General features: G+C 41.8%; 9 protein-coding genes. All 9 read left to right on the top strand.

Features of this window, described 5'->3' with window-relative positions:
• Positions 1 to 92 precede the first annotated feature (92 nt).
• The gene (locus HDC92_RS01095) at positions 93 to 3,020 is read left to right on the top strand and encodes a PAS domain S-box protein (RefSeq protein WP_183871744.1); all 2,928 of its coding nucleotides are present in this window, start codon (positions 93 to 95) and stop codon (positions 3,018 to 3,020) included.
• Positions 3,021 to 3,195: 175 nt separating this feature from the next.
• Complete coding sequence (ligD, locus tag HDC92_RS01090) at positions 3,196 to 5,829, top strand: DNA ligase D (protein ID WP_183871742.1); 2,634 nt, start codon at positions 3,196 to 3,198, stop codon at positions 5,827 to 5,829.
• A 110-nt stretch (positions 5,830 to 5,939) separates the two neighbouring features.
• A complete protein-coding gene (locus HDC92_RS01085; protein WP_183871740.1) occupies positions 5,940 to 7,115 on the top strand; it encodes a sialidase family protein in 1,176 nt (391 codons plus the stop codon).
• The gene (locus HDC92_RS01080) at positions 7,116 to 7,895 is read left to right on the top strand and encodes a phytanoyl-CoA dioxygenase family protein (RefSeq protein ID WP_015807529.1); all 780 of its coding nucleotides are present in this window, start codon (positions 7,116 to 7,118) and stop codon (positions 7,893 to 7,895) included.
• A 187-nt stretch (positions 7,896 to 8,082) separates the two neighbouring features.
• Positions 8,083 to 10,143, top strand: a complete 2,061-nt coding sequence (locus HDC92_RS01075) for a hypothetical protein (protein ID WP_255484318.1) — start codon at positions 8,083 to 8,085, stop codon at positions 10,141 to 10,143.
• 11 nt (positions 10,144 to 10,154) lie between these two features.
• A complete protein-coding gene (locus HDC92_RS01070; RefSeq protein WP_183871736.1) occupies positions 10,155 to 12,338 on the top strand; it encodes an alpha-galactosidase in 2,184 nt (727 codons plus the stop codon).
• A 6-nt stretch (positions 12,339 to 12,344) separates the two neighbouring features.
• Positions 12,345 to 14,597 (top strand): glycosyl hydrolase family 95 catalytic domain-containing protein, encoded by a 2,253-nt coding sequence (locus HDC92_RS01065; protein WP_183871734.1) that lies wholly within the window; start codon positions 12,345 to 12,347, stop codon positions 14,595 to 14,597.
• 96 nt (positions 14,598 to 14,693) lie between these two features.
• Positions 14,694 to 17,822 carry a SusC/RagA family TonB-linked outer membrane protein gene (locus HDC92_RS01060; protein WP_183871732.1) on the top strand — a complete coding sequence of 1,043 codons (3,129 nt, stop codon included), beginning with the start codon at positions 14,694 to 14,696 and terminating at the stop codon, positions 17,820 to 17,822.
• A gap of 16 nt (positions 17,823 to 17,838) precedes the next feature.
• Positions 17,839 to 19,548, top strand: coding sequence for a RagB/SusD family nutrient uptake outer membrane protein (locus HDC92_RS01055; RefSeq protein ID WP_255484317.1), 1,710 nt, complete (start codon positions 17,839 to 17,841; stop codon positions 19,546 to 19,548).
• The last annotated feature ends 9 nt before the right edge of the window (positions 19,549 to 19,557 follow it).

Below are 19,557 nucleotides of genomic sequence, written 5' to 3'. Positions count from 1 at the left end.
GATCGGTTATTATAAATATTTTTGGATAATTTTTAAAAGAGGTACTGGTAAATTATTTTTTTCCTGAATTAGAATTTTGACTTTTACGTGAAATGCACCACTCAAAAGACCCCCTTTTCCAGATCTTGTTCAATCAGCTTGCCGAAGCAAGGCTTATCCTTAAAGCTGAATTCCCAAATTTTATTGTTATTAGCAGTAATTCTGCATGGCAGAACCAAAGCGGAACAGATAAACTTTATCCCGGGTTAAATATGGATGACCTGTTTTTGCAGGTTATTGAAAAGGGTGAAGCATTGGTCTTACAACCTGTTTTGGATAATCATTCAGACAAAGATACCTGGTTTGAACTGGAGATCCTCCCGATCAAGGATATCTCAGGTGATTCCACAACATACCTGATGTGTACCTTATATGACGTCACTGAACGGGTAAATGGAGAACATGCGTTGACCGCCTCGAAAGTCGCGAGTGCGGGCTTGTTGCTCAATAACCAGGAACTTAATGAAGAACTTGCTACTTCTAATGAAGAACTTGCTGCGGCAAATGAAGAGTTAACTGCAGTTAACGAGGAACTATTAAGTGCTCAGGAAAGATTACGGTTGTTAAATAATGATCTGGAGCTCCTTGTTCAGCAGCGTACGCTAGATTTGCAGCATAGCGAACAAAAAGCCAGGTTTATTGTGGAAGATGCACCAGTAGCCATTGGCGTACTGGAAGGCCGGAACCTGATAATTGATTCGGCCAATAAAAAAATGCTGGAAATATGGGGGAAAGACGAATCGGTTATTGGCAAAACTTTACGTGAAGGCCTGCCAGAACTTGAGGGGCAGGCATTTTTGGGTATTCTTGATGATATATTCGTTACCGGGTCAGTTTTTTACGGAAATGAGGTAATGGCTGTGCTGGAGTATTCGGGAATACTTAAAGAAGGTTATTTCAATTTTGTTTATCAACCTGTAAAGGATGAGCTTGGCCGTACATTAAGCATTATGGTTGTAGCTACTGAAGTGACTGAACAGGTAAAGGCAAGAAAGGTTATTGAAGAAAGTGCCCATCAGCTCAGAAGAATGGTTATGACTACTCCAATAGGTTTAACTATCCTTAAAGGAACCGAATTGTCCATCGAAATAGCCAATCAGCCGATGCTCGACATCTGGGGGCGAAGGGATGAAGAGGTTATCGGGAGAAATTTAACCGACGTTTTTCCGGAACTTGCAGATCAGCCCTTTCCAGCTTTGCTCAGAAATATTTTTGACACGGGAAAGCGGGTAGCTGAACCTTCGGCTAAGGCTACTATTGTTTTATCTGACGGTACATTTAAAGAAATTTATGTCGATTTTTCTTACGACCCGCTCTTTGATCTTGACGGAAACGTAGAGGCAATACTGGCCAGTGTAAAGGATGTAACCGAACTTACCGAAGGAAGAAAAATGTTGCAGCAAAGGCAGGAGGAACTGGAAACGCTGAATGAAGAGTTTTTGGCTGCAAATGAGGAATTGGTTGCTACAAATGATGAGCTTTTTGAAACTCAGGAAGATTTAAAGCTGCTATTTGAGCGATTAAAGGATAATGAAACCAGATTTCGTGGTCTGTTTGAGCAATCGCCGGTAGGTATGTGTTTCCTCAAGGGAGAGGAATTGATTATTGAGCTGGCGAACGAGAATATTTTAAAAATCTGGGGACGAACAAGAGAAGAGGTAGTTGGTAAACCTCATGCACTTGCCCGGCCGGAACTTCGTGGGCAGCCCATGAATGAATGGCTTCGCGAAGTTTACGTTACTGGTATTCCACGTATAAATAATGAGTTAAAAGTTAAATTGTATGATAAAGGTGGACTTAGAGAGGCATTTGTTCATTCCTTATATCATCCTTTAAAGGATGAGCAGGGAGTTGTAACTGGTTTACTGATCATTCTTAGTGATGTTACACCTTGGGTACAAACCAGAAAACAAGTGGAGTGGGCACAGGAACAATTGAGTCAGGCTATACAGTCGGCTGAATTGGGTACCTGGTATATCAAAACAGAAACCAGGGAATTCATACCTTCACAACGACTCAAGGAATTATTTGGTTTTCAGCAGGATGAGGTAATGACCTTTGCTGATGCGATCAAACTGATTACTGACGATTATCGAGAAAGTGTTGTTAAAGCAATTGAGGATACGATTGAAAATGGCAGCAGATTTGAATTAGAATACCCAATCCATAGCTATAAGGACGGGCAGCTCCGTTGGTTAAGATCTACTGGAAAGTTGTATCCTGCAGAATCTGGAACAGCTTCACATTTTTCTGGAACAGTATTGGATATTACTGCTCATAAACTAGAAGAAATTCGAAAAAATGATTTTATTGCCATTGTTAGTCATGAGTTAAAAACTCCATTAACAAGTTTAAAAGGATATTTACAGTTGATGAGAGGTAGATTTGATAGCTCGGCAACTCATTCATTTTTCAGCACAGTTTCTGAAAAATCTTTAGCTCAAGTAGAAAAAATGCATTCATTGGTAAAAGGATTTCTTGACGTGGCAAGGTTAGAATCTGCAAAGTTGGTGCTGAATCTTCAGCCTATGCGTATAGATCAGCTTGTACTTGAATCAGCTGAAGAAGCCAGTCTGATGTACGATCAGCACGAAATTATAGTGGAGTATTGCGAACCCGTTGAAGTTATGGCTGACCGTGACAAAATTACACAGGTATTGGGTAACTTGTTGAGCAATGCAATTAAATATTCTCCCCGGGGTAAAATAGTTTCGATGAGTTGCAAGGTTATTGGTACTGAAGTGCTTGTTGAAGTTAAAGATCAGGGGATGGGTATCAAACAGCATGAAATATCTAAGGTATTTGATCGCTTTTACCGTGTCGAGACCAAACATACCACTACAATTTCCGGATTTGGGATCGGACTGTATTTATGTGCTGAGATCATTAAATTGCATAATGGAAGGATTTGGGTTGAAAGCAAGATTGGTGTCGGATCTTCTTTCTTTTTTAGCCTGCCAATTGGTAAAGTTAGCCCCTGATTCTGTCTTTTCTTGGGAAAAAGGTGCTTTTTGGAAGAAGGGGCTCAGCAATCTTCGAACAAAGGCAGAAGCAAGGCAGTTTAAAGCGGTAATTTCAGGGCCTGTTTTGGATTTCAAACTAAAAATAGAAACCAAGCTGTTCCCAGATTGTTAATCATGAGAAAAACATGATACCATGGGACTTGACAAGTATAACCATAAACGCGATTTTAACAAAACTGCTGAGCCAAAAGCTGGCAAATCTAAAGATGCTGATCAATTACATTTTGTAATCCAGAAACATGACGCTTCCCACCTTCATTACGATTTCAGACTGGAAATGGAAGGCGTGTTAAAAAGCTGGGCAGTACCAAAAGGACCGTCAACAGACCCTAAAGTGAAACGTCTGGCCATGATGGTGGAGGATCATCCGTACGACTATAAAGATTTTGAGGGCATAATTCCTAAAGGAGAATATGGTGGTGGAACAGTGATTGTTTGGGATGAGGGTACTTATGAACCTATTGAAGAAATTAAAGGAAAAAAAGCTCAGGACAAGTACTTGCGGAAACAGCTGAAGGAAGGATCGCTGAAAATAAAATTGCAGGGCAAAAAACTAAAAGGGGAATTTGCCCTGGTTAAAACCCGCGGCATGGGCGAGAATGGATGGTTGCTGATCAAGCATAAGGATGATTATGCAGCTACGGCAGATATTACTAAACAGGATAAATCAGTGCTATCCGGCAAAACCATTGCTGCCATGGAACAGACCAGTGATAAAGTATGGCAGCATGGTCATGAGGAAAAACTGGAAAAAGCACCCAAAAAAAAGATACCCATAGGCATGAAACCCATGCTGGCAACGCTGGTTGACGAGCCATTTGATGATCCGGACTGGGTTTATGAGGTGAAATGGGACGGCTACAGGGCGCTCGGCTTCAGCAGGAAAAACGGTGATGTACAATTGCTTTCACGCAATAACAAACCATTCAATGAAAAATTTTACCCCATTTACGAGGTTATGCAAAACTGGAAAATTGATGCCGTTGTAGATGGGGAAATACTCGTGCTGAATGACAAAGGAGTCTCCAACTTTGCTAAACTGCAAAACTGGCGCAGCGAAGCTGATGGCGAACTGGTGTATTACGTTTTTGACCTGATCTGGTATGATGGAAAAGACCTTACCGGCTTAAGCTTATTGCAGCGGCAGGCAATTTTAAAAAGCATATTGCCCCAGGACGATGACCGCATTCGCCTGAGTAAGGTATTTACCGCGGAAGGAACCGAGTTTTTTGAGGCTGCCAAAAAAATGGGATTGGAAGGCATTATTGCCAAAAAAGGAAGCAGTACCTATACACCGGGCAACCGAAGTACCGACTGGCTGAAAATTAAAATTAACAAAAGGCAAGAGGTGGTGATAGCGGGTTTTACCAAAAATAAGGATAGTTCAAAACAATTCAGTTCTTTACTGCTGGGTGTTTATGAAAGGGGGCATCTGCAGTATGTAGGTAAGGTAGGTACGGGCTTTTCTGATCAGTTGCAAAAGGAAATGATGAAGCAGTTTGAACCATTAATGATTACTAAAAGTCCTTTTGATGAAATTCCGGATGTGAACAAGCCTTCCCGTTTTCGTCCGAACCCACCTCAGGCAAAGGCAACCTGGTTAAAACCTGAACTGGTTTGTGAAGTGGCTTATGCAGAAGTCACTTCAGATGGGGTATTCAGACATCCTTCTTTTCAGGGCATGCGTATAGATAAGAAAGCAAAAGACGTAATAAGGGAGGCTGCAGTAGAAACGAAAGCTGTTGTAGATTTAGATATGGAGACAGATGACATGGCTAAAACAAATAAACATGCAAAGGCGATTAAGCCGCCCAAGGCTGCTGCCCGCAAAACTTTGCTGAACCCTAAAGATGAAACCCAGGTTCGTAAAGTTTGCGAACATGAACTGAAATTTACTCATTTGAGCAAAGTATACTGGCCGGAAGATCAGGTAACCAAAAGAGACCTGTTTAATTATTATTACCAGGTTGCGGAGTACATATTGCCCTACCTGAAAGACCGGCCCATGTCATTGAATCGCTTTCCTGGTGGTATTAATGGTCAGAGTTTTTATCAGAAAGATGTAAAAGGAAAGGCACCGGACTGGGCCAGAACTTTTCCTTATACTACGGGTGAGGGCGAAGCTAAAGAATACCTGGTGGGGGATGATGAGGCCACCTTACTTTGGATGGTCTCTCTTGGCTGCATTGAAATGAATCCCTGGTTTAGCAGGGTAAAATCGCCTGACAACCCGGACTATTGTGTGATCGACCTTGATCCGGATAAGCAGAATTTTGATCAGGTTGTAGAAGCGGCCCTTACGGTAAAGGAGGTTTGCGACCAGATGGATGTGCCAAGTTTTTGTAAAACATCCGGTTCTACCGGTATCCACATTTATATCCCCCTTGCTGCAAAATACAGTTATGACCAATCGCAGATGTTTGCAAGGATCATTGTCAGTCTAGTCCATCAGCGGATTCCGGAATATACCAGCCTGGAACGGATGATTCCTGCGCGCAAGGGAAAAATGTACCTCGACTTTTTGCAAAACCGTCCGGGGGCGACCATTGCCGGCCCTTATTCATTAAGACCAAAACCAGGTGCAACGGTTTCTATGCCCCTGCATTGGGAGGAAGTAAAGCCTGGTTTAAAAATGACTGATTTTACTATTTTTAATGCGCTGGAACGTTTAAAAAGTGAAGGTGATTTGTTTAGAGGCGTACTGGGAAAAGGCATTGATCTGGAAAAAACGATTCATAAAGCCAAAGGTGTTTTTGGCAATAGTTAAATAAATACGAGTTGTAATTTACATAATTTTATGTACTACATATATATATATTAATTACATTTGTGTATGCAGATCTCTACTGGAGCTGCGCTAACCAAATATTTTTAAGTATGTATACCTCAATCAAAAAACCAAAAATGATTGGCGGAGTGTTTTGTTTTCTGATGCTGATCTTTTTTTGCAGGGACATTGCTTCGGCAGCTTCTTTAACATCTGGAATTTCTCGTCTGGATAGTTTGAATTTCATTTATAAAGCCGGAGAAAATGGCTATTCCTGTTTTAGAATCCCAGCCCTTATTTATACAAAAGATGGGACTCTGCTGGCTTTCGCAGAAGCCAGAAAAAATAATTGCGGTGATTCGGGTGATATAGACCTCGTGATCAAAAGATCGTCGGACAGGGGCAAAACCTGGAGTAGTTTACAGGTGGTATGGAGTGATTCGACCAATACCTGTGGCAATCCGGTCCCTGTGCAGGATAGGGTTACCAGCCGGATTTGGCTGATATCCACATGGAACCTGGGGACAGTTCATGAAAAACAGATCATCAGTGATGCCGCAAAAAAAGGAAGACATGTGTATAAGCTTTATTCTGATGATGATGGCAGGAGCTGGTCGGGGCCGACGGAAATTACGGACCAGGTAAAGAAGCCAGACTGGTCGTGGTATGCTACCGGACCTTGCCATGGGCTGCAAATAACCAATGGAAAATATGCCGGGCGATTGGTGATTCCCATAAACCACATTGAAAGAGGTACCAATCAAAATTTTGCGCATATCATCTACTCAGATGATCATGGTAAAAGCTGGAACCTGGGCAACAATACCCCCCAGGATAAAATGAATGAAACTACTGTCGCCGAAATTTCTAAGGGCCGTTTAATGCTGAATATGAGAAATGCAGACCGGAGCATTAAAACCAGGCATACTGCTATTAGCAGCAATGGTGGATTGAGCTGGAATAATGTTGAAAAGGATACGGTTTTAATAGAACCCATTTGTCAGGGTAGCTTGTTGAGTCACTTTTACAATAAAAAGAAACCCGTTTTGCTGTTTACCAATCCTGCAAATGCTAAGCTGCGAGCTAATATGACGTTAAGGATGAGCCTGAATGATGGGAAGACCTGGAAACACAATTTAGTTTTACATGCTGGCCCCTCGGCTTATTCTGACATCGCGCTTATAGATAAAACCACAATTGCGAGTTTTTTTGAGGCGGGGTATGAAAAGCCTTATGAAGGTATCGTATTTAAAATCGTCAATTATTCAGATCTAATACAAAACTAAATGGAAACAGCACGTTTATTTAATTTCAGAAAATTAACTGAAGAAGAATTAATATCCTATCGTAAAAACGGCTACCTGATCATCAGAAGTATTTTAAAGCCGGAAGGATTAAAACAAATGCAGACAGAGTGCATGGAAGCCTGGAGCAGGGAAAAGGAATCTTTTGATCCAAATAAGAGCTGGCTGCAAAATTCTTTACTGGTAAATATCCATCACCAGGCGGCAACCGTCAGGGATTATTATTTTGAGGGACCACTGGTAGAAATGGCTTCAGAAATTATTGGTCCGAACATAAAAGGGGCTACCTCACAGTTGACTTTTAAAATGAAGGGAAATACCAAGCCCTTTGGCTGGCATCAGGACAATGGCTATGGGGAGCTGGAACCTTATAATGCGCTCACTACGCTGACCGCGCTTGACGATACGGATAGGGGAAATGGTTGCTTATGGCTCATTCCCGGAAGTCATAAAGAAGGGCAGATCAGGGTGTATCAGAACGAAAATCAAAAGAAAAGTCAATCTGAGATTATTGTGAAGGCAGATGACAGCCTGGCCATTCCAATGGAGATGAAAGCGGGTGATGCGTTGCTCTTTAATTGCTGGATGCTGCATAAATCTGATGGTAACATGTCGGAGAGCAGGGACAGGCGAATCTTGTTTTTGAGGTATGCCGATGCAGACGCAGTTGAGGTGTACAACGAACGTAAACCACGTTTGGGCAGACTGGTTAAAGGAAAGACAAAATTTAAAGAAGTTGAAGCCTTTGAAGCGGACCTGTAACAATCAGTTTGCCCAAAAGTTTTTATTCGCCCACATGATGTGGGTATAGATGGAGATGGAAATTCAAACCGTTCAAACAAGATTTTGTTCATGCCATGCTAAGATAGTTTACTAACTGGCCAATAGTATGGCTGGATTTGCTGTAAAAAATCTTCAAATTGCAGTAGCCAATTTGAACCCAAACAGCATGAATAAATTTTTTACAAGAACGAAACTCATTATGATTGGTTTTTGCATGTCTACATTTTCTGTATATGCACAAAAAACCGTTTTGCCAAAGCAAACAGATCGCTGGGCCATACAATCCAATGGCAGCATAACCTGGGCCATTAACAACACTGTGCCACATACTGATCACATAGAGATGGCTGGTGAGAAGGTAGCCATCTGGGTGGAATATGGATTGGATAGTATTAAAAGATCAAAAATCAGCCGTACAGTTGTTTTTCCAACTTTCAGGATGTTGCCTGACGGAACCAGAACGCATATCTCTTATTCCTTTCAGGATAATGAACTGCCTAGGTTTTATGTAAATAAACGCCTGCTTGATTTTGGTACAGCCAAAAGTAGTAAGTCCGGCAGCTTAGGCTATAACATTAAAAAGATCAATCATAAAGGTATTATGCGTGTAAGCGCCGAAACAGGCAGCCCGGCATTGGCCACCATAGAAAGGAGTTTTTTTCCCTCTGTTGACCAACCTATGGCAATAGAAAGGTTTGTGTTTACCAATGTTACAGCCACTGATCTTCCCATAGCTATGGAATACCTGAAACGTGAAGTGAAAACAGATCCCTCCAGAAGCAAAGTGCAGGAACATAGTGTAATTATGGGTACGGTAGGTGATGGAAACACTGTAGTTAAGCCTGGTCAATCAGTCAGTTTTACGGTTTATTATCTGGCAACAGACCATCCTGACCAATTGCCTGTAATTAATGCAGATGCGGAAGAGCAAAAAAGAGTGGCAAGGATTAATGAAATACAGGCTCCGTTAAAATTAGAAACGCCTGATCAGGTATTGAACACCGCATTTGAATTTGCTAAACTTAGGGCAACTGAAAGTATTTATAAAACCAAGGGCGGTTATATGCATGGTCCTGGTGGCCTGGCCTATTATGCAGCCATATGGGCAAATGACCAGGCTGAATACATTAATCCCTACTTTGCTTTTTCTGGCGACAGGATTGGCCACCTTTCGGCCATGAATGCTTATGCCTGGTTTGCAAAATACATGAACCCTGACTATAAAGCCATTCCAAGTTCTATCGTTGCCGAAGGTGACGCAGTTTGGAAAGGTGCTGGCGACAGGGGCGACCAGGCCATGATTGCCTATGGGGCTTCGCGCTATGCGCTGGCCACCGGAAATATTGATTCAGCCCGGAAATTATGGCCTTTAATTGAGTGGTGCCTGGAATACAGCAAACGTAAAATGAACGTTGAGGGAGTGGTTACTTCAGACAGAGATGAACTGGAAGGACGTTTTCCGGCAGGAAAGGCCAACCTTTCTACCAATACCCTATACTATGATGCCCTGCGCTCGGCAGTATTGCTTGGACAGGCATTAAATAAACCAAAAAGCCAGACTGAAGCTTACCGCAAGGAGGCTGATGCGCTAAGGATAAATATGGAAAAATACTTTGGCGGCAATGTGGAAGGTTTTGAAACCTATAAATACTATGAAGGGAATGATGTGCTTAGGGCCTGGATTTGTCTGCCTTTAACAATGGGGATATTTGATAGGAAACAAGGAACTGTTGATGCCTTGTTTTCACCAAGATTATGGACTGCCGACGGACTTGCCACACAGGCAGGTAAAGAAACTTTCTGGGACAGATCAACTCTTTATGCTTTAAGAGGTGTATTGCAGGCCGGGGAGACGGAAAAAGCAATGGATTTTATCAAATATTATTCACGGCGCAGGTTGCTCGGGGATCATGTCCCTTATCCTGTGGAAGCTTATCCGGAAGGTAATCAAAGGCATCTTTCTGCCGAAAGTGGTTTATATTGCCGCATATTTACAGAAGGGTTGTTTGGCATGCGCCCCTTAGGGTTCCGCAGTTTTGAATGTACGCCAAGAATGCCTGCAGAATGGAACAATATGGCCTTGCGCAATATCCATTCTTTTGGAAATGTATTTGACCTGGAAGTAGCCCGGACGGGTAAAGGCAAATTGATGATCACCATTAAAAAAGATGGCAAAGACTATAAATACCAGGTAAAAGAAGGTGCTATGCAAGTAATTAAACTATAATATAAGCTATAATGGATATCCGTTTACATATAAATAAATATATCTCTTGTTTTTTGTTGCTTTTTACAATGGGTTTGAATGCCATTGCACAGCAGGACAAACAAATCATTGTTGAAACAAAACATACATCGCTCATTTTTACGATCTCATCCGGACAAAAGCTTTATCAAAGTTATCTTGGACAAAAACTGATCAATCACAGCGATGAGGGCCTCTTAAAATCAACCCGTCGTGAAGCTTATATCGGTGCTGGTATGGGTGACTTATTTGAGCCTGCAATCCGTATGGTACACAACGATGGCAATCCCTCGCTGGATTTAAAGTATGTTGCACATAAAACTGACAAACAGGATGATAATGTAGCTACTACATCCATAATACTTAAAGATCCACAATATCCGGTACAGGTAGTACTCCATTTTACTGCTTATTTTAATGAAGATATTATCAAGGAATGGACAGAAATAAAACACAACGAGAAAAAGCCGGTCACTTTAACCAATTATGCTTCTTCTATGTTGCATTTTGATGCGTCTAAATATTGGCTAAGCCAGTTTGACGGGGATTATATGACAGAAATGAGGATGAAGGAAAGCCAGTTGACTACAGGTATAAAAATACTGGATAGTAAACTGGGGACACGTGCGCAAATGTATCGTTCGCCTTGCTTCTACCTTTCTTTAAATAAACCTGCTGATGAGAACAATGGCGAACTGATTGCGGGCACGTTGGCCTGGTCTGGTAATTTTCAATGTGCATTTGAAATTGATCAGCAAAATAGTCTGCGGATGATTACCGGAATGAACCCTTATGCTTCCGAATATAAATTGCAGCCGGGTAAAACTTTTGAAACCCCTGCTTTTATATTTACCTATACCAAAAAGGGGAAAGGCGAAGCCAGCAGAAACCTGCACCGCTGGGCCAGGAATTATGGCGTACTGGATGGCAATAAACCGCGGCTAACACTTTTAAACAATTGGGAAGCTACACACATGGATTTTAACCAGGATGTACTGGTTGAGCTCTTTGACGGTGCAAATAAACTGGGGGTGGATCTCTTTTTACTGGATGACGGCTGGTTTGGTAACAAATATCCCCGTGATGCGGATAAAACGGCATTGGGCGACTGGCAGGTAGACAAGAAAAAACTGCCAAGCGGAATTGGCTACCTGGTTACTGAAGCTGGTAAAAAAAACCTGCAGTTTGGGATATGGCTGGAGCCTGAAATGGTGAGCCCGAAAAGCGAATTGTATGAAAAGCATCCGGATTGGATATTGAAATTGCCAAACAGAGAAGAGGCTTACTCACGCAACCAGCTGGTACTGGATTTGATCAATCCAAAAGTACAGGACTTTATATACGATATGGTGAATGATCTGCTGACTAAAAACCCGGGTATTGCATTTATTAAATGGGATTGTAACCGTATGCTGACCAATACGTATTCGCCTGCTTTAAAAGAGAACCAGGGTAACCTTTTCATCGATTACAATCGGGCCTTATATACTATTTTGGAGCGTTTAAGAAAAAAACATCCGCATTTGCCTATCATGCTATGTGCCGGTGGAGGTGGTCGGGTCGACTATGGCGGACTGAAATATTTTACAGAGTTTTGGCCAAGCGACAATACCGATGGCCTGGAGCGGGTATTTATACAATGGGGTTACCTCAACTTTTTCCCGGCCTTAACTGTCTCCAGCCACGTAACTTCTATGGGTAAACAGTCGTTAAAGTTCCGTACGGACGTGGCCATGATGGGTAAAATGGGTTATGATATCAGGGTTAAAAATCTGACAGAACAGGAAATTAAATTCAGTAACCAGGCGGTTAAAACTTATAAAAAGATCAGTGATGTCATCTGGTTTGGTGATCTGTACCGTTTAATCTCTCCGTATGAGGAGAACAGGGCAGTTTTAATGTATGTGGATGAGCCTAAAAACAAAGCCGTACTTTTCAATTACCTGCTTAATTTCAGGCGTAAAGAATATATGGGGAGGGTGCTTTTAAACGGCCTTGATCCATTAAAGCGTTATCAGATTAAGGAAGTTAATTTATTGCCGGATACGAAATCGACCTTTCCAGATGATGGAAAAGTATTTAGCGGCGACTACCTGATGAATATTGGATTAAACCTCTCATCTGGTAAAATCAGTCCCCTAAGTAGTTCTGTTTTTGAAATTGTTGCCCAAAACTAAGCTTTGATGATGAACAAGTCTGTCGTATTTTCTTTATTGCTGCTGGTGGGTTTTTTAAGTCCGGCAACCGCACAAATTCAGGAAAAGATAAATTGGGAGAGATTTTTGTCCAGAAATGACCTGGTCTTTGACTCCTTATCCACCAAATGGGAGGAAGGTGCTTTTTTAGGCAATGGTCTGCTGGGCATAATGGTGTACCGTGAAAATCCCAATACCCTGCGTTTTGACCTTGGCCGTACGGATGTAGTTGACCATGTAGAGGGCATAAATCCCTCTATTGGCCGCGCCAGATTACCTATAGGGCGGTTTTTGATGGAAGTTAAGGGAACGATAAAAAACATCAGGTTACGCCTGGATCTGCTTAAGGCTGAACTGGCGGGAACAATTACAACGGATAAGGGAATAATTAATTTGAACGCAGTGGTTGCCGCTACAAAAGATGTCGTTATTCTGAATACGCAGACAATACATAACGAAAAACTGGTAAACTGGCGATGGAAACCAGAGCCTGCTTTAAGCCCTTACCTCTCTTTAGGAAGGGATAGTGCTTCAAAGTATCCATCCAATCCTCCTGGGGTTATAGTTAAAGAAAAAGACATCAGCTTCAACCATCAGCCATTAAGGGCCGGAGGTGGATATACTACTGCCTGGAAAGAAATTAAAACCGGAAATATAGGTTCATTGCTCATTACTGTTTCCAGCACTTATCCAAATGATAACTCTATGGAACTAGCAAAAAAAGAGCTGATTACCATAAATGCTTCATCTATTTCTGAAATTACTGCGGCGCATCGTGCACATTGGCTTAAGTTTTATCAGAAAAGTTTTATTTCCGTTCCCGATGCCAGGCTGGAAAGTTTTTGGTGGATACAACAATATAAAATGGCTTCGGCAACCAGGATAGGGGCATATCCAATTGACCTGATGGGGCCATGGTATAAAGCTACACCCTGGCCAAAATACTGGTGGAACTTAAACATTCAGCTTACTTATTACCCTTTCTTTAGTTCCAATCATCAGGAATTGGTTAAACCATTGCTGAAAATGATTGACGATAATATTGGTAATCTTGCTAAAAATGCACCTCAACCTTACCAGTACAATTCAGCAGCTTTGGGTAGATCAGGGCCTTATACCATGACCTCTGGTATCAAAGTGTTAAAGGGAAATGACAGCACCAGTGCCAGTGCTGCATCAATGGAACTGGGTAATCTGACCTGGCTGTTGCATGTATATTACCAGGCTTATGAACATACTATGGATAAGCGGCTCATTAAAAGCTTGTATCCGGTATTGACCAAAGCTATTAATTACTATTTAAATATTATGGAAAAGCAGAGCGATGGCAAGTATCATCTGCCCTATACTTATTCACCCGAATATCCCAAGGGAGTTACCCGTGATGCAAATTACGACCTTTCTCTGTTCAGATGGGGCCTGAATACCCTCTTGCATATCCATAAAGTATTGGGCTTAAAAGACCCGCTCGCCGTCAGATGGCAGGATGCAGTAAACAATTTAACACCTTATCCACAAGATAAGTTGGGATACCGTATAGGCAGAGATGCTGATTTTTCCATTTCTCACCGTCATTATTCGCACCTGTTACAGGTGTATCCGATATACGAGGTGAACTGGGACCAACAGGAGAACCGTGAATTGATCCAAAGATCATTAAAACAATGGGAAAATAATAATGCAGCCTGGAGGGGTTATTCCTATACTGGTTCAGGTTCTATTTATGCAATGATGGGTAACGGAAACAAAACCCATCAGTTACTGAATGAAATGATGAAGGGAAAATTCAGCATTAAACCAAATACTATGTACCTGGAAGCGGGGCCGGTAATTGAAACGCCACTTTCTGCGGTTACTACCATGAATGAGATGCTGTTACAAAGCTGGAATAAAACTATCAGCGTGTTTCCGGCAGTACCGGATGCCTGGCGCGATGTATCCTTTAATGACCTGAGTGCTAAAGGTGCATTTTTAATTAGCGCAAGCCGTAAAAATGGAATTACCCGGTTCATTAAAGTTAAAAGTATGGCCGGTTCTCTGTGTTTAATTAAAACCGGCTGGAAAAGCAATATTAAAGCTATCGGAAAACGGGAGTTTAAGATTAGTCCACAGCAAGATGGGGTGCTTAAACTGGATCTGAAAGCAGGTGAGGAAATCATATTGTATAGTGGCCAAAAACCTTTGGATTTTATACTTGAACCAATAAAATCAGATGGACAGAATTACTGGGGTTTGAAATGACAATCCCAATGATTACAATGCTAATGTAAGAGACAAATGGGGATGGCTGTTTGATTAAATTAGGCTAATCAAATATTAACTAAACAGCCATAAATTATGATTAATCAAACTTCTACTCTTCGTTGGTGTATTGTAGTTTTTTTATTGTGTTGTTGTGTGGTGGATTCATATTCGAGGGGTAACACAATCAGTAATGAAAATTATTCTACTAAAAAAGTAACCGTATCAGGAAAAGTTTCTGATGCTGAAGGCCCATTGCCAAGCGTGATCGTAAAGTTAAAAGGAACAAACACCTCTACTTCAACCAACGCAAATGGAAATTACAGTTTAACAATACCCGATGGTACAGGTACCTTGGTTTTCTCTTCAATTGGGTATGTTACCCAGGAAGTTGCGGTTCAAAACAGAACTACAATAAATGTAACGCTTGTCGCAGAAAATAAAACTTTATCAGAGGTGATCGTTGTTGGTTATGGAACACAAAAGAAATCTGATATTACAGGTTCTATAGTCTCCATCAGCGAACAGGCACTTAAGGATGTGCCTGTTGCAAATCTGTCTCAGGCCCTTCAGGGAAGAGGTGCCGGTATAGACATTCAAAAAAGCGGTGGTAACAGTAAGCCTGGTGCTTCGCCTGTCATCAGGATTAGGGGTGCCAGATCACTGGGAGCAACTAATGATCCGCTATTTGTTGTTGATGGTATTCCTTATAATGGGAATATCAATGACCTGAACCCTGATGATGTGGTATCTGTCGAAGTGCTTAAAGATGCTTCTTCTACAGCTATTTATGGGTCCAGAGGTGCAAATGGTGTTATCCTGGTGACTACCAAGCGTGGGAAAATTGGCGAAGCTGTAGTTACTTATAGCGGTTATGCCGGAGTGACCAAAAACCTGGGTAAAATTGATGTGATGGATGGTAAACAATTTGAGATGTTAAAGAAATGGGCTGTAGTAAATGGAAATTTTGTTAGCGGGGCCCCAAAATACACAGGTGTAGATGACCCCCGGATTATGACTGATGGTATTTTTGCCCCTCAGGAGCTTGAGTCTATCAAAATGGGCAGAAGTACCGACTGGCAGGACCTGATCTATAAAAATGGCATCACTACAAACCATCAGATCGGTGTGTCAGGTGGATCAGAAAAAACGCAGTATGCCCTGTCCGGAGGCTATCATAACGAAACCGGAATTTATCCGGGCCAGTCTTTTGAGCGTTTTACAGCAAAAATAAGCATAGAGCAACAATTGGGTAAATATGTTCGGGTAGGGTTGAACAGCATAAACAATTTCAGCTACACCAAAGGTGAGGGTGCCAACCCCATGGGGCAAGTGCTTCGAGCCAGTCCGCTTGCTACTCCTTATGATGAAACTGGTAAATTATGGGGCTTTGTGCCCGGCAGTGCAAACCAGGTTTGGAATCCATTAGGTGATTTTGTAGAAGGCGCTAAAATAGAAAACAGAAAACGTTTTGGAACATTTACCACCTTATACCTGGAAGCTACTTTGGCCCCTGGTTTAAAATATCGCTTTAACGGAGGTGCAGAAATCAAATCAGATGTTTACGGAAATTTTTATGCAAGCGCAACTTCAAATAATCTGGGTGGTTTATCCACTTCCAGCAACCGTACTGGTTTCAGAACGGATTATACACTGGAAAATCTACTTACCTACGATAAGGTAATTGCAGATCATCATAAAATAAACTTCACAGGATTGTTTTCTTTACAGGAAGCTCAGAGTCAGTCAAATTCCTTTAACAACAACAACCTGATTGCAGATAACGTATGGTACTACAACCCTCAGCTGGGCTCCAACCTGGTAGGATCAGGAGATTATAGTAAATGGTCACTGATATCCTATATGGGCAGGCTTAATTACGGTTTCAAGGATAAGTATCTGTTAACGCTTACCATGCGTTCTGATGGTTCTTCCCGTCTGGCACCAGGAGGTAAATATAAAGTATTCCCTTCTGCGGCCGTAGCCTGGAACCTGATCCAGGAAGATTTTATTAAAAGTGTAGGCTCAATTTCAAATTTAAAACTCAGGGGCTCATACGGAATGGTAGGTAATACCTCAATAGATGCCTATGCAACATTAGGTGCGCTTACAGGGGTCAATTATAATTTTGGTGACAAAACAACTACCGGTTTATATCTTTCCAATGTACCAAATCCGGCATTGACCTGGGAAAACAGTACTACGGCAAACCTTGCTGTTGACTTTGGTTTTTTAAAGAACAGAATTACCGGTTCAATAGAAGCTTACCAGGTTTATACTGATAAATTATTGCTGCCACAAAACCTTCCTTTCACCTCCGGAATTCCAAATGCAGTTTTAACCAATGTTGGTAAATCTGAAAACAGGGGTCTGGAATTTCAGGTGAGTACCGTAAACATTGATGGTGATGGTAAGAAGAAATTCAGCTGGAGTACCGACATCAATGTTTCCATCAACAGAGGTAAAATTACACAGTTACAGGAAGGCGTAATTAACGACATTACGAATAACAGGTTTGTAGGTCAGCCTATCGGAACCATTTATGATTATAACAGGGTGGGCATATGGCAAAATACGCCTGCCGATACAGCCGAAGCTAAAAGATTAGGGCTTACAGTAACTACGGGTACGGGTTCTGTAATCGGGAACATCAGGCTGGCGGATACAAACGGGGATGGTAAGATCACAGCAGATGACCGGATATTTATAGGATCGAGCCAGCCCAAATGGTCTGGAGGCATGACCCACCGTTTTGCCTATAAAAATCTTGATTTTACTGTTGTAACCTTTGGAAGGTTTGGAAGTACCATTATCAGTAGCGTGCACAATAGCGGATTTGCCAATACCTTTCAGGGAAACTATAACAATCTTGATGTAAATTACTGGACACCAACAAACCATGAGAACTATTGGCCTAAGCCAAATGCCGCATCAACCAATACTCCTAACAATTCTACCTTGGGTTATTTTGATGGTACATTTGTGAAAATCAGGAGCCTGGCATTGGGCTATAATTTACCTGCACCGCTCGCCGCTAAGATAGGGGGAAGGTCATTGAGGGTATACGCTTCTGTAAATGACGCATTTATTCTTTTCTCCAAGTACAGAAATATATATAAGGGTATAGATCCCGAAGCGATCAGCGGAAGTAACAACAGAAGTTCTGTAGGTGTAGATACACCAGCAAGCTATTCTATGACTTTTGGTTTAAATATGAGTTTATAATTCAATGATTAAGATTATGAAAAAGATAGTTATATGCTTTACAGCCTGCTTATATTTAGCACTGGCCGCAGGTTGTAAAAAAACACTGGTGGAAGAACCACATTCTGATTTAACTCCTGAATTTTTTTCCACCGCTCAGGGTTTTCAAAAAGGACTTGAAGCTGCTTATGCAGGAACCCGCTCCTTCTGGGGAAATCAAAACCTTTTTACGATGACAGTAATAGGCACAGATGAATTCTATACCGGAAAGGATGGAAACAACAACATCAACAAATACAATAGCAATTACGATACGGCTAATGGAACCGTAGAGGCCATCTGGAAAGACTGTTATATGAACATTAATACTTGTAATGGTGTAATTGATAATTCTGCCGCAGTTACCGGATTGGATGATAACCTTAAAAGCAGGATTGTGGCCGAAACTAAATTCCTTCGGGCCAATTACTATTTTATCCTGGTACAATTTTGGGGTGATGTTACCTTAAACAAGACTTTCCAGAGCACGCCCATCACGTCGGCAACGCGCACGCCAATGGCAGAAGTTTATGATTTTATTGTGAAAGACCTACAGGATGCCATTGCTACCCCAAGTTTTTATGCCAATCCAAAATCATCAGGAGCACTACCCGGGGTAGCTACAAAAGCAGCTGCACAACATTTGCTGGCCAAAGTATATTTAACCCGGGCAGGATCTTCGGCAAAAAAAGCAAATGATTATATAGATGCTTACAATATGGCCAAAACCGTAATTACAACCAGCGGACTGTCATTGCTGCAGGATTTTGGTGATGTGTTTGCAGAAGGAAATGAAAACAGCAATGAAGTGATCTGGAATGTTCAGCATACCTCTAACCTGGCTTATAATGGTCCAAATAATAGTGGAGGCGCTGATAATGTATTGAACCACATGTGGGTGCCACAGTACGAACTGCGCCCTGGTATGCAGCGTTCCGTAACTTATGGCCGCCCATATATCCGTTGCGTGCCTACTGCATGGCTAACCAATGTGGCTTTCCAGGAAAGGGTAAATGACACCCGTTACAACAAAACCTTTTTAACTACCTGGATCAGTAACAATGCTTCTTCTCTTCCTAAATGGCCTAATACGCTTCCTCCGGGGGCACCTGCAGGTGCTGTGGCCGGACAGGATAAATTTAAAGTTGGCGATACAGCTATATTTATGCCGGGTTTTGATGTAAGTGATGCTAAAATTGCTGCTACCAGGTATCTGCTGATCCCTCCACGTAAATATGACATCACCTTGTCGCCCTATATGAAAAAGTATAACGATACCAAACGTGCTGATTTAAATTATCCTTCTATCAGACCGGTGATCGTATACCGCCTGGCAGAAACTTATTTAATTGCTGCAGAGGCTGCATTTATGGGTGGAGCTACCATGACAGATGCCCTTGATAACATCAATTTTGTAAGGAGAAGGGCCGCCTATCCTAACGCTAATCCGGCAGTAATGAACGTGACTACCATTCCTTCACTTGATTTTATCCTGGATGAACGCACAAGGGAGCTGTGTGGTGAAAATGTAAGGTGGTGGGACCTGGTGCGGACCAATAAATTGATTGATCGGGTAAAAACTAAAAATTACAATCCTGAGGCAGCAGCCAATATTAAGCCTTTCCATGTTTTAAGGCCAATACCTCAAAAACAGATTGACGGGGTTACCACAGGACCTAAATATCCTCAAAATGAGGGTTGGTTTTAGCGCAATTTT

The organism is Pedobacter sp. AK017, from assembly GCF_014200825.1.
GTDB lineage: Bacteria > Bacteroidota > Bacteroidia > Sphingobacteriales > Sphingobacteriaceae > Pedobacter > Pedobacter heparinus.
Note: the sequence above shows the minus strand (reverse complement) of the source record. Positions and strands in the feature narration are given on the sequence as shown.